We start from the raw sequence: 13,344 nt of genomic DNA, 5'->3' as shown, positions 1-13,344 counted from the left end.
GACGCCAGAATTGATGCCGAACAGGGCAGGGACCACTTTATGAACCAGACGGCGATCTTCTGGCCGATGCTTGCGCACGTGCTGCTGATCTATATCGTTTACGCGGTCCTCGGCCGCCGCAGATTTTTTGCCGTCAACTCGGGTGAAGCCAAGGCCGGCCAATACAAGGTGCGCTCGACCGAACCAGCCTCCAGCGTTGCCAGCAATCTCATCAACCAATTCGAATTGCCGGTGCTGTTCTATGTGCTGTGCCTGGCGTTGCACCTGACCAATGGCGTCAACTATCTTACGCTGGCGCTGATGTGGATTTTCGTCCTGACGCGCTATGTCCAGGCCGGGATCCACCTGACGGGCAACAACCTGCTGCTGCGCAACCGTTCTTTCGTCCTCGGGGCGGTGGTTCTTTTGCTGGGGTGGATCTGGTTCGCCCTGCACCTGCTGCAAGTGGTTTGAGCCGCGCCGGCAGGCGCCTACAGATCGAACACCGCGATCTTGCGCTTGTCGAACTTGATGCCGATTTCGCCGCGCACCAGTTTCAGCGCCGCTTCGCCGAACACGGCGCGGCGCCATCCCTGCAGGGCCGGCACATCGGCATCTTCCCCTTCGGCCGCGATGCGGTCGATATCGTCGCTGGAGGCCAGCACTTTCGAGGCCACGCCCTGCTTTTCGGCAACGATCCTGAGCAGCACTTTCAACAGTTCCGCCGCGGCGCTTGAGCCTTCGGGGGGCTGAAAATTCTTCGGCAGTTTCGGCATCTGCTCCTTGGGCAAGGCCAGTGCCATATTGACCGCGCCAAGCAAGGCTGTCGCCGTCGAGGAGCGTTCCCAGCCCTTGGGCGTGGTGCGCAGCTTGGCAAGGGCCGCCGCATCGCGCGGCGCCTGCTGTGCCACTTCGTAGATCGCATCGTCTTTGAGCACGCGGCCACGCGGCACGTCGCGTTCCCTGGCCTCGCGTTCGCGCCATGCCGCCACGGCCTGCACGATCGCCAGCTCCTGCGGCTTGCGCAGCCGCATCTTCAGCCGCTTCCAGGAGTCTTCGGGATGCGGATCATAGGTCTCGCGCGAGGTCAGGATGTCCATTTCCTCATTCAGCCAGTGGGCGCGGTTTTCCCGCGCCAGCTCGGCGCTGAGGTGCTGATAAACCTCGATCAAATGGGTGACGTCGGCCAGCGCATAGTCGAGCTGCTTGTCGGAAAGCGGCCGGTGGCGCCAGTCGGTGAAACGTGACGATTTGTCGAGCCGCGCGCCGGTGATGCGCTGCACGAGCTGGTCGTAGGAAACACTGTCGCCGAAGCCGCAGACCATCGCCGCGACCTGTGTGTCAAATACCGGATGTGGGACGAGGCCGCCGAGATGGACGATGATTTCGATGTCCTGTCGGGCGGCATGGAAGACTTTGACCACTGCCTCGTTGGCCATCAGCCTGAAGAACGGGGTGAGGTTTATGTCGGGCGAAAGCGGATCGATCAGCGCCGTCACGCCGGGGGCCGCCATCTGGATGAGGCACAGGATTGGCCAGAAGGTCGTTTCGCGGATGAATTCGGTGTCGACGGTGACAAAATCCGACTTTTCGAAAGCGGCGAGAACGGTCTCGAGTTCTTTCTGGGTGGTGATGACGTGCATCAAATCGCTTTTGGCAGGAGTAGGGTCTTCCTAGATTTCAGCCGGGAAGGCTTTCGTCAAGCGTCGGCATTGGCGTCGTGAAGCGGCTGGGGCGCCGGAATCGCCGTTTTTCCCAGTCGGCCGAGCGAAAACTGGCCGAGATGCACAACAGAGCGGCGAAGCGAAAGACTTGGCCGCAGGAACATCCCCCGCCAAATTGATTTTCTGCCGGGAGGCGGTCACTCAATCTGTGTCGACATTCAGCGTCTTCACCGATGCCGCATACGCGACGAACGCTTCGATATTTCAGGCAATGCCGCTCAAGGTCCGGCAATGGCCCAAAGCCATCCGCTTGCCTTGACAAAGCCGGCCTCTCATGCGCTTTTCGCGCCAATTTCGAGCCGGGCCTCGGCCCGCACCCAGCATCCGGACTTTACCAATGACCATGCACCGCTACCGCAGCCATACCTGTGCCCAGTTGAGAAAGAGCGATGTGGGCAATTCCGTACGCCTGTCGGGCTGGGTGCATCGCGTGCGCGACCATGGCGGCCTGCTCTTCATCGACTTGCGCGACCACTATGGTTTGACCCAGATCGTCGCCGATCCCGATTCGCCTGCCTTCAAGGTCGCCGAGACCTTGCGTGGCGAGTGGGTCGTCCGCGTCGATGGCGAGGTCAAGGCACGCTTGCCCGAGACCGTCAACGCCAACCTGCCGACGGGAGAGATCGAGATTTTCGCCCGCGAGATCGAGGTGCTGTCGGCCGCCAAGGAATTGCCGCTGCCGGTGTTCGGCGAGCCCGACTATCCCGAGGACATCAGGCTTAAATATCGTTTCCTCGACCTGCGCCGCGAGACGCTGCACAGGAACATCGTGGCGCGCACGAAGATCATCGCCGAGATGCGCAAGCGCATGACCGATGTCGGCTTCACCGAGTTCTCGACGCCGATTCTCACCGCCTCCTCGCCGGAAGGCGCGCGTGACTTCCTGGTGCCGTCGCGTATCCATCCCGGCACGTTCTACGCGCTGCCGCAGGCGCCGCAGCAGTACAAGCAGTTGATCATGGTGTCCGGCTTCGACCGCTATTTCCAGATCGCGCCCTGCTTCCGCGACGAGGATCCGCGCGCCGACCGTCTGCCCGGTGAATTCTACCAGCTCGACCTCGAAATGAGCTTCGTCGAGCAGGACGACGTGTTGTCGACCATGGAGCCGGTGATGCGGGGCGTCTTCGAGACCTTCGCCAACGGCAAGCCGGTAACACAGAAATTCCAGCGCATTCCCTATGATGTCGCCATGCGCAAATACGGCTCCGACAAGCCGGACCTGCGCAACCCGATCGAGATGCAGGCCGTCTCGGAGCATTTCCGCGATTCCGGCTTCAAGGTGTTCGCCAACATCCTGGCCAACGACCCGAAGGCCGAGGTGTGGGGCATTCCTGCAAAGACCGGCGGCAGCCGCGCCTTCTGCGACCGCATGAATTCCTGGGCGCAAGGCGAGGGCCAGCCGGGGCTGGGTTACATCTTCTGGCGCAAGGAGGGCGAAAAGCTCGAAGGCGCCGGCCCGCTCGCCAAGAACATCGGCGAGGAGCGCACCGAGGCGATCCGCCGGCAGCTCAGCCTCGCCGATGGCGATGCCGCCTTCTTCGTCGCCGGTGATCCGAAGAAGTTCGTTTCCTTTGCCGGAGCGGCACGCACCCGCGCCGGCGAGGAGTTGAACCTCGTCGACCGCGAGCGCTTCGAACTGTGCTGGATCGTCGATTTCCCGTTTTTCGAATGGAACGAGGACGAGAAGAAGATCGACTTCGCCCACAATCCGTTTTCGATGCCGCAGGGCGGCATCGATGCGCTGAACGGCGAGGATCTGCTCGGCATCAAGGCCTTCCAGTACGACATGGTCTGCAATGGCTTTGAGATCGCCAGCGGTGGCATCCGCAACCATCTGCCTGAAACCATGGTCAAGGCGTTCGAGACCGTCGGGCTGGACCGCGCCACGGTGGAAGAGCGCTTCGGCGGCCTTTACCGCGCCTTCCAGTACGGCGCACCCCCGCATGGCGGCATGGCCGCCGGTGTCGACCGCGTCGTCATGCTGCTGGTTGGCGCCAAGAACCTGCGCGAGATCACCATGTTCCCGATGAACCAGCAGGCCTATGACCTGTTGATGAACGCGCCCTCGGAAGCCTCGCCGCAGCAGCTTCGCGAACTGGCCCTACGTGTCGCGCCGATCAAGAAGGACTGACGGCAGCGTTGCAACTGCCATTTCTCCCCGTCACTATACGAGGGAAATGTCCGGCAGGACAATGAGGGGCTGCGCGGGTGCTGGCGATTTGCGAGCGGTCGTAGCAGCTGAGGCCTTTTGACAGGCAATCGTTTCATTTCAGAATCGAATTCATATTCGCAAGCGTAGGCGCTGCCCCTCATCCGCCTGCCGGCACCTTCTCCCCGTATAGTGACGGGGAGAAGATAGCTAATTCGATCAGTCCTCGTTGGCCTTGACGGCCACGCCGAGCGTCTTCGGCAGGTCGAGGGGGTTGGACATGGCGCCCGCCATGATCAGCGCGAACGGCACCGATGCCGGCGGTTCGGCCGAGATTTCGAGGCTCTTGGGGTCGTCGAGATATTTGCTGACCGCCGCCGTAACCTGCGCCGTCAATTCGGGATTGTTGAGCTGCGCCATGCCGAACGGCACGATCGCCTTGGCCTGGTTGGCGACGTCCTTGGCCGACATGCCTTGCTGCTTGCCGACATAGTCCAGCACCTTGCCGGTCAGCGAATCGTCGTCGAAACGGATCGAAGCGCTGTTGAACGAAAGCTGCTGCAAGAGGCCGAGCATGGCCATGCCTTGCGCGGAATTGTCGGCGCCTTGGGGCTGTGCCGCCATCTTCTTCTGCATCTCCTGCAGTGACTTGATGAAGTCCAGCGTGTAGCCGCCGAGGTTGAAGGTCATGCCGAGCGTGCCGGCATTCTCGACGGAGATGTCGTATTTCGACAGGTCCATCTTGCCGTCGGTTGGCTGCCAGGTGCCAGCCATCTCGAAATTGCCCGAGATGTTCTGGTAGCCAAGCGCATCGATCACCTCTTTCGACTTGGGGTCATCGACCAGCGTCAGATCCGCGTGGAACTTTTCCGTGGTGCCGGTGAATTCCATAGCCTTGCCGTCGGCCGGTGGCGTAATCTCGATGGCGAGCCCGTCCATCGAGAAGGCGGTCTTGTCGGCGACCTTGACCGTCATGTTCGAAAGTTCGGCGGACTTGTACATCATCAGGGAGCCGAGCGGGCCCGTTGCGCCGTCGGCGGGAACCGCCATGTCATGGATGACGAAGGGGCTGAGATCGAGGGTGACGCCGTCCTTGCTGTGTTCGAAGGCCGATGTCGAAACGGTGGCGATGTCAAAGCCACCATTCGCCGCGGTAATGCCTTCGAGTTTGACGTCACCGATGGTGAGGGGCTCCTTTTCGGCCGCTGGCTTTACCGACACGCCCTGCAACACCATGCTGGTGTTGTCGCCGGTCACGCCGGTCCAGGAGACGTCGATGCCCTGCGCGGCCAGCGCCGCCTTCAGCCGATCGGCGACCGCCGTGTCCTGGGCAAGGGCCGCATTCAGCGGCAGTGTGAGCAAGAAGGTCGAAAGAGCGAATTTCCGGAGAGTTGAGCGTCTGATTGTCATCGCGGAGTTCCCTGAGATCCTGAAATTATTTTTCAATTCTTTGCGCCATCACCATTCCGTGACGAACTGGTCCGGAAAAAGGCATCTCCCGCCACAATGGTCAAAAATCACGGCGAAAGGCAAACCTGCCTCCGACGTCATCCGACAAAGCAGTGAATTTGGCATGAAGATCGGGCCACCCGGTATCATCGCGCTTCGCAATAGATGCGGCATGTAACAGATTGATGTTGGTCGGCAAGCCCGCCGTTGCCGTCCCGTGTTGCAGAAAGCGCGCAAGGCGGTCGGCGCGGTTCGCGCCTCTTGCCGCGAATCACCCGCTCGGCTAGTTCCAGCCCATGGGAAAAAGGCTTTTGCCACCTGAAGATGGCGGCGGCGACAACATTGAACCGGTCGATCTGAAGAAGGCGCTGGAAGAGCGCTATCTCGCCTATGCGCTGTCGACCATCATGCATCGGGCGCTGCCCGACGTGCGCGACGGACTGAAGCCGGTCCACCGCCGGATCATGCACGCCATGCGGCTGCTGCGCCTCAATCCCGACCAGGGCTTCGCCAAATGCGCCCGTATCGTCGGCGAGGTGATGGGCAAGTTCCATCCGCATGGCGACCAGTCGATCTATGACGCGCTGGTGCGGCTGGCGCAGGATTTTTCGATGCGCTATCCGCTGGTCGACGGCCAGGGCAATTTCGGCAACATCGACGGCGATAACGCAGCCGCCATGCGCTACACCGAAGCGCGCATGACGGACGTCGCGACCGAACTTCTCGCCGGCATCACCGAGGATGCCGTCGATTATCGGCCGACCTATAATGAGGAAGACGAGGAGCCGGTGGTGCTGCCCGGCGCCTTTCCCAATCTGCTCGCCAACGGCTCGTCCGGCATCGCGGTTGGCATGGCGACATCGATCCCGCCGCACAACGCGGCCGAACTCTGCGACGCCGCACTGCACCTGATCGAGCACCGGGACGCGCCGGTGGCAAAGCTGATGGATTTCGTCCAGGGCCCGGATTTCCCGACCGGCGGCATCATCGTCGACAGCCGCGCCTCGATCCTCGAAGCGTACGAGACCGGCCGCGGCGGCTTTCGTGTCAGGTCGAAATGGAGCCAGGAGGATCAGGGCAGGGGCACCTGGAGCATCGTCGTCACCGAAATTCCTTACGGCGTGCAAAAGGCCCGGCTGATCGAGAAGATCGCCGAACTGTTGATGGCCCGCAAACTGCCGCTGCTGGAGGATGTCAGGGACGAAAGTGCCGAGGACATCCGCGTCGTGCTGGTGCCGAAGAGCCGTTCCGTCGATCCGGGCATCCTGATGGAATCGCTGTTCAAGCTCACCGAGCTCGAAAGCCGGTTCCCCCTCAACATGAACGTGCTGTCGCGCGGCAAGGTGCCCAATGTGCTGTCGCTGAAGGGCGTGCTGCAGGAATGGCTCGACCACCGTCGCGACGTGCTCGTCCGTCGCTCGAGGCATCGCCTGGGCGAGATCGAAAGACGGCTGGAGATCCTTGCCGGTTACCTGATCGCCTATCTCAACATCGACGAGGTGATCAAGATCATCCGCGAGGAGGATGAGCCCAAGCAGGTGATGATGGCCCGCTGGTCGCTCACCGACACGCAGGCTGAAGCCATCCTCAACATGCGCCTGCGCGCTTTGCGCAAGCTGGAAGAATTCGAAATCCGCAAGGAATTCGACGGCTTGAGCGCCGAGAAGAAGCAGATCGAGGCGCTGCTGGCGTCCGATGCGAAGCAGTGGTCGACGATCAAGTGGGAAGTCGCCAATCTGCGTGAAAAATTCGGCCCGGAGACCGAGCTCGGCAAGCGGCGCACTCAGTTCGCCGATGCGCCCGAGCACGACCTGACCGACATCGCGCACGCCATGATCGAGCGCGAACCGGTCACCGTGGTGGTTTCGGAGAAGGGCTGGCTGCGGGCGATGAAGGGCCATCTGGCCGACCTTTCGATGCTGACCTTCAAGGAAGGCGACAGCCTCAAGGTCGCCTTCCATGCCCAGACCACTGACAAGGTGCTGGTCTTCACAACCGGCGGCAAGTTCTACACGATCGGTGCCGACCGGCTGCCGGGCGGGCGCGGTCATGGCGAGCCGATCCGCATCATCGTCGACATGGACAATGACCAGGATATCGTCACTGCCTTCGTCCATGATCCGAAACGCAAGCTGCTGCTGGCCTCGTTCGAGGCCAACGGCTTCATCGTGCCGGAGGAGGAAGTCGTGGCCAACACCCGCAAGGGCAAGCAGGTGATGAACGTCAAGGCGCCAGACGAGGCCAAGCGCTGCGTGCCGGTCACCGGCGATCACCTGGCTATCGTCGGTGAGAACCGCAAGATGCTGGTGTTCCCGCTCTCCGAGATTCCGGAGATGGGCCGCGGCAAGGGCGTGCGGTTGCAGAAATACAAGGATGGCGGCTTGCTCGACCTCAAGCCGTTCACGCTGGAGACCGGCTTGTCCTGGCAGGATTCGGCTGACCGCACCTTCACCCGTTCGCGCGAGGAACTGGCCGAATGGATCGGCGCCCGTGCGTCGGCCGGGCGCATGGTGCCAAAGGGATTCCCGAGGACGGGCAAGTTCGGATGACGCGCTGATCTCCCCCCTCGAGGGGGAGATGTCGCAGAAGGCGACAGAGGGGGCCGGTACGACCTGCCGTGATGCCCTCTTTGTGGTAAGAGAACAGGCCAGCACTTCCGCGTGGCCCTATGGCCTGCCGGCCATCTCCGCCCCGACGGGGCGATTTCCAATCATTTTGGAGTATCGTCACGATTGCTGCACTATATCAGTGCATAACTGACCGGATGGGCCGGGGAGAGCAGGGCATTTGAAGGAAGCGAGAATCCAAAAACCGGAACGGCAGCAGCGCCTGTTCGGCCTGTCGACGCCGCTGCGGTCAGCTGTCATTCCGCCGCTGTCGGCGGCACGCTGGCTGCTGGTGCTGATTGTCGCCGCCGGCGTCTATTTCTTCCACGGTTTCCTGTTCCCAGTTCTGGCGGCGCTCGTCATCGCTTTCGCAAGTTGGCCGCTCTACCGACGCCTGCTGGTCGGCGTTGGCGGCAACCGCACCATAGCCGCCACCTTTGCCATCCTGTTCATTCTCGCCTTCCTGGTCATACCGATCGCGCTTGCCGGCACCTATGCCATCAACGAGGTGCGCGAATGGGTCGGCTGGGCCATCGAAACCAACCGCCATGGGGCCGTGACGCCGCACTGGATCGCCACCATGCCTGTCGTGGGCGAATGGCTGAACGAGCAGTGGACCACCAATTTGGGCCATCCCGGCGGCATCGGCGAACTGATCCAGCTGGTCAGCGGCGCCAATATCGGCAGCATCTATCGCGGCGCGCTCGCCGCCGGCGGCAGTGCCTTCGGGCTGCTTTTGACGCTGCTGTTCATGATGATCGCGCTGTTCTTCGCCTACCGCGACGGCGAGCATTTTGCTGGCCAGGTCGACCGTCTGGGCGAGCGTATCTTGCCGACACGCTGGGAGCGGATTTCGCGCGTCGTGCCCGCGACCATCTCGTCGACCGTGACCGGCATGACCGTCATCGCGATCGGTGAGGGGCTGGTGCTGGGCATCGCCTACTGGCTGGCTGGCGTGCCGTCGCCGGTCACGCTCGGCGCCTTGACCGGCGTCATGGCGCTGATCCCCGGCGGGGCCCCGCTGTCCTTCACCCTGGTGTCGATCTACCTCGCCGCCAGCGGCTCGCCGATGGCCGGCCTGGCGCTGTTCATATGGGGCACGGTCGAGCTGTTTATCGTCGACAAGACGTTGCGTCCGAAGCTCGTCGGCGGGCCGATAAAACTGCCCTTCCTGCCGACCTTTTTCGGCCTGATCGGCGGCGTCAAGACCATGGGCTTCCTGGGTCTCTTCATCGGCCCGGTGCTGATGGCGCTGCTGGTCGCGATCTGGCGCGAGTGGCTGCGCGAGGTGGAACTTTCCGACGAGATGGCCGCCGACTCGGCGGCCGAGATCGAGGCCGGTCCACAGATCGAGATCTTGCCGGAAGCTGGCGCGGCCAAGAAGGCCAGCGCCTGACCCAAAGCCAGATACCCTTATACTGGCCCGGTTCTCCTACACCGGATGGTGCACAGCGAAGTCTACGCGGCGCTTGCGGCCGTCATGCAACTGCCAGAGCGAATGCGCGACCAGCGTGACGGTCAGGATTCCGCCGCCGATCAGGCTGTTGCGGGTCGGCGTCTCGGCAAAAATCATCCACACCCAGACTGGCGCCAGCACGGTTTCGAGCAGGTAGAACATCGCCACTTCCGGTCCTGAAATGTATTTCGGCCCGGCCGCGAGGCAGAAGAACGAGATCGGCATGATGACGGCGCCGTTGAAGATGATCCACCATGGCGCATTCACATGAAAGCCTTCGCCGGTGACCATGAAGGCTGCCAGCCCAAGCGGCAGAAGGACGCCGACGAGTGAGGTGAAACCCATGTCCTTGCCGCTGGCGCGCGAGATGGTGATGGCCACCGCGACGAAGAAAGCCGAGCAAAGCGCCATGAAATCGCCGAAGAGGTGACCGGTGCCGATCGAGCCGCCGACGATGACCAGCACGCCGAGGATCATGACAGCCATGGCAATGATCGTCGCCAGCCGCGGTGTTTCCCCGAGGAATATCCACGACAGCAGCGCCGCGAAGACCGTGTTGAAGGCCAGGATGAACACCAGGTCGGCGGTTGATGTGTGGTACACGGCAGTGATGAAGGTAACGCTGGTCAGCCCATAGCATATTGCCACGATCAGCCCCGACCAGCCGGGGATGAGCGGCGGGGCGTTCCGGCTCAGGGAGCGCCAGACCGACCAGATGATCATGGCCGCGACGAATGTGGTGCCGGTGCGCAGCAGCATGATCGTCCATGCGCCACCGTCGGCGAGGCGGATCAATGGTATGTCGACAGTCAGTGTCAGGCCGCCGATGGCGGTTATCAAAAGACCTTTCTGGTGATCGTAGGGAGAGGACATGCAGGAACTTTCGCAATGAAATACAGGCTGGTGGCTGGCCGGTGCAATGGCGCACTCTCTCCAGCCAACCGGCTGAAAGACCAGCATCGCCCGCGTTGAAACAGTTTAAGCGTGGATCGTGGAAAAACTCAGCGTGAAACCGCTTCGTTGGTGTAGCGTTCCCAGCCTTTCGGGCCGAGATGCTCCTGCGGCATGAAGCGCATCTTATAATTCATCTTGCGCGAGCCATTGACCCAGTAGCCGAGGTAGACATGGGGCAGGCCCATCGCCTTGGCGCGGGCAATGTGGTCGAGGATCATGAACGTGCCGAGCGAACGCTCCTCGAAATCGGGATTGAAGTAGGAATAGACCATCGACAGCCCGTCGGCCATCTTGTCGGTGAGCGCCACCGCGATGAGTTCGCCCTGGCCCTTGCCGGTGATGAAGGTATCGGGTCCGCGCCGCCGGTATTCGATCACCTTGGTGTCGACATGGGTGTCCTCGACCATCATGGCATAGTCGAGCACCGTCATGTCGGACATGCCGCCGCGGCGATGGCGGGCGTCGAGATAACTGCGGAACAGCGAATATTGTTCGGTCGAGGGCTCGGCATCGTGCATCGCGCCGACGAGATCGGAATTGTGCTGCAGCACGCGCTTCATGTTGCGGCTGGCAACGAATTCCTGGGCGAGGATGCGCACCGAAACGCAGGCGCGGCAGGTCTCGCAAGCCGGCCTGTAGGCGATGTTCTGCGAACGCCTGAAGCCACCTTGCGTCAGGAGGTCGTTCATTTCGGAGGCCTTGTCGCCGACCAGATGCGTGAACACCTTGCGCTCGAACTGGCCGTCGAGATAGGGACACGGCGACGGCGCGGTCAGGAAGAACTGCGGCGACTGGGTCGGATGCTGCGTCATCGAGCCTTGGAAACACTCCTTCGAGTCGCTCTACCTTTGGCGCGGAAAGCGAAAAATTCAACAGGATTGTGAAGGCGCGGGCAAGCGGACGCCTTCACATTTGCGCTGACGCGACGGGAGCGCTTCCGAAAAATGCCTTTAACGGCCGGTGCGGCTGACCACCGTGCCGAGCAGAAGGTCATGTAGCGTGCGCTTACGATCAGCGACCAGGGTCACCAGCAGGACCAGCGGCGACAGGATGACGTTGCCGGTCCAGAACAGCACGGAGTGGACGACCGCGGTGAGGCCATCGATCGGCCTGCCGTCGAGTCGGTCGAGGCGAATGCCCATCATCTTCATGCCCGTGGTGGCTTGGTCGGCGCTGCCCAGCGTGTTCCAGATATAGAGGATGGCGACGGCCGGCACCAGGAAGCCGAACAGCATCCAGCCAAGCCCGAGGGTCAAGAGTCCGAGGAAGAACACCAGTATGGCGAAGGGAATGGTGAGCAATGCGACGATGACGTAGTCGAGCACGAAGGCCAGGATGCGCCTCGTGCGCACGCCTTCATAGGCCCTGACATCGTCGAGCCGGGTATTGATGATTTCGCCGTCGAGAACGCGCGCGTTCATGTCATTTCCTCGTAACGAGGCCCGACATAGGGTGCGGGCCACTCGATGATGAGATGGTGAAGTTCTGTATCGGAATCAAGGCCAGGACTATCACCGGGGCGCAAGGCTCGAACCGCGACGAGCATAATCCGAACCGGTTGAATTTGGCACGCGGATGGCATTAGCTTGTTGCGGCGCAACAAAAGCACTCTGGGAAAGAGGCGAGGGACGGGGCGATATGGACTACGACATGCTGGTCATTGGCAGCGGCCCTTCCGGCCGCCGCGCGGCGGTGCAAGCGGCCAAGCTCGGCAAATCGGTGCTGGTGGTCGACCGCGGCCGGCGCCTGGGCGGCGTCTCCGTGCACACCGGCACGATCCCCTCGAAAACGCTGCGCGAAACGGTCCTTAACCTGTCAGGCTGGCGCGAGCGCGGCTTTTACGGGCGCGGCTACCGGGTCAAGCAGGACATCTCGGTCGGCGACCTGATCGAGCGCCTGCACAAGACGCTCGACCACGAGGTCGAGGTGCTGCAGCACCAGTTCATGCGCAACGCGGTCAAGAGCGCGCGTGCGGCGGTGAAGTTCCTCGGCCCCAACAAGGTCAGCCTGACATCGGACAATGGCGATTACAGCGAAGTCGGTTTCGCCAATGCGCTGATCGCGGTCGGCACCCGGCCGCACCGGCCGAGCGACGTGCCTTTCGACAAGACCCGTGTCTTCGACAGCGACGAGATGCTGGAGCTCCACCGCCTGCCCCGCACGTTGACCGTGATCGGCGCCGGCGTCATTGGCGTCGAATATGCCACGATCTTTTCCGCGCTCGATGTACCCGTGACACTGGTCGAGCCGCGCAACTCCATCCTCGATTTCGTCGACCGCGAGATCGTCGACGATTTCATCCACCAGATGCGCGATCGCGGCATGACGATCCGGCTGGGCAGCGCGGTGAAGGAAATCCGCTCCAGGCCCGAAGCCGCCGAGGTGGAATTGGCCGACGGCCGCACCATTCGTTCGGAGGTCGTGCTCTACGCCGCCGGCCGCACCGGGAATGTCGGCAGCCTGGGTCTCGACGTGATCGGCATCGAGGCCGACTCCAGGGGCCGCATCAGGGTCGATCCGCAGACTTTCCAGACCAGCGTGCCGAACATCTACGCCGCCGGCGATGTCATCGGCTTTCCGAGTCTTGCCTCGACATCGATGGAGCAGGGTAGGGTGGCGGCCTGCCATGCTTTCGGCGTGACGTTGCCACCGCCGCCGGAAACCTTTCCCTATGGGATCTATGCGGTGCCGGAGATCTCGACGGTCGGCCATTCCGAGGAGCAGGTGCGCCAGAGCGGCGGTGTCTATGAGGTTGGTGTCGCGCGCTTCCGCGAGACGTCGCGCGGCCACATAATGGGCGTCGACACCGGCTTCCTGAAGCTCCTGTTCTCGATCGAGACGCGCCGCCTGCTCGGCGCGCATATTGTGGGCGAGGGCGCCACCGAGTTGATCCACATCGGCCAGGCGGTGATCAACCTCGGCGGCACGGTCGACTTCTTCGTCAACAACACCTTCAACTATCCGACGCTGGCCGAGGCCTACAAAATCGCCGGCCTCGACGCCTGGAACAGGATGGGGCGGTAGGCT

10 protein-coding genes are annotated in these 13,344 nt (G+C 62.3%); 5 read left to right on the top strand and 5 right to left on the bottom strand.

All coding sequences use genetic code 11. The annotated features are described in order from the left end of the window. The first annotated feature begins 39 nt into the window (after positions 1-39). Positions 40-453: an MAPEG family protein gene (locus FJ938_RS08305; RefSeq protein ID WP_140692742.1), complete on the top strand. Its 414-nt coding sequence runs from the start codon at positions 40-42 to the stop codon at positions 451-453. A 17-nt stretch (positions 454-470) separates the two neighbouring features. Here the strand turns inward: FJ938_RS08305 and rnd are convergent, their stop codons facing one another. Continuing rightward, positions 471-1,622 (bottom strand): ribonuclease D, encoded by a 1,152-nt coding sequence (gene rnd / locus FJ938_RS08300; RefSeq protein ID WP_140609959.1) that lies wholly within the window; start codon positions 1,620-1,622, stop codon positions 471-473. 424 nt (positions 1,623-2,046) lie between these two features. On the opposite strand from rnd, the gene aspS reads away from it, so the two are divergent. Beyond that, positions 2,047-3,834 carry an aspartate--tRNA ligase gene (gene aspS / locus FJ938_RS08295; protein WP_181169035.1) on the top strand — a complete coding sequence of 596 codons (1,788 nt, stop codon included), beginning with the start codon at positions 2,047-2,049 and terminating at the stop codon, positions 3,832-3,834. A 237-nt stretch (positions 3,835-4,071) separates the two neighbouring features. Here aspS and FJ938_RS08290 read toward each other — a convergent pair whose 3' ends face one another. Further along, the gene (locus tag FJ938_RS08290) at positions 4,072-5,262 is read right to left on the bottom strand and encodes a hypothetical protein (RefSeq protein WP_140692737.1); all 1,191 of its coding nucleotides are present in this window, start codon (positions 5,260-5,262) and stop codon (positions 4,072-4,074) included. 335 nt (positions 5,263-5,597) lie between these two features. Between FJ938_RS08290 and parC the strand changes: the two genes are divergently transcribed. Together parC and FJ938_RS08280 are read left to right on the top strand one after the other, a co-directional pair. Continuing rightward, a complete protein-coding gene (parC, locus tag FJ938_RS08285; RefSeq protein ID WP_140692734.1) occupies positions 5,598-7,850 on the top strand; it encodes a DNA topoisomerase IV subunit A in 2,253 nt (750 codons plus the stop codon). 238 nt (positions 7,851-8,088) lie between these two features. Continuing rightward, on the top strand, positions 8,089-9,303 hold the full coding sequence (locus tag FJ938_RS08280) for an AI-2E family transporter (protein WP_140692731.1): 1,215 nt from the start codon (positions 8,089-8,091) through the stop codon (positions 9,301-9,303). Positions 9,304-9,339: 36 nt separating this feature from the next. Here FJ938_RS08280 and FJ938_RS08275 read toward each other — a convergent pair whose 3' ends face one another. The 3 genes from FJ938_RS08275 to FJ938_RS08265 all read right to left on the bottom strand — a co-directional run bounded on the left by FJ938_RS08275 (position 9,340) and on the right by FJ938_RS08265 (position 11,738). Next, on the bottom strand, positions 9,340-10,236 hold the full coding sequence (locus tag FJ938_RS08275; RefSeq protein ID WP_140609964.1) for a DMT family transporter: 897 nt from the start codon (positions 10,234-10,236) through the stop codon (positions 9,340-9,342). A gap of 128 nt (positions 10,237-10,364) precedes the next feature. Next, positions 10,365-11,129 (bottom strand): arginyltransferase, encoded by a 765-nt coding sequence (locus FJ938_RS08270; protein ID WP_140609965.1) that lies wholly within the window; start codon positions 11,127-11,129, stop codon positions 10,365-10,367. Between the two features lie 138 nt (positions 11,130-11,267). After that, a complete protein-coding gene (locus FJ938_RS08265) occupies positions 11,268-11,738 on the bottom strand; it encodes an RDD family protein (RefSeq protein ID WP_140692728.1) in 471 nt (156 codons plus the stop codon). Between the two features lie 217 nt (positions 11,739-11,955). Here FJ938_RS08265 and sthA point away from each other — a divergent pair, with 217 nt between their 5' ends. Then, positions 11,956-13,341, top strand: coding sequence for a Si-specific NAD(P)(+) transhydrogenase (sthA, locus tag FJ938_RS08260; protein ID WP_140692726.1), 1,386 nt, complete (start codon positions 11,956-11,958; stop codon positions 13,339-13,341). Positions 13,342-13,344: the final 3 nt, after the last annotated feature.

The organism is Mesorhizobium sp. B2-4-14 (genome assembly GCF_006442155.1).
Classification (GTDB): Bacteria; Pseudomonadota; Alphaproteobacteria; order Rhizobiales; family Rhizobiaceae; genus Mesorhizobium.
This window is presented reverse-complemented; position numbering and strand designations above follow the sequence as displayed.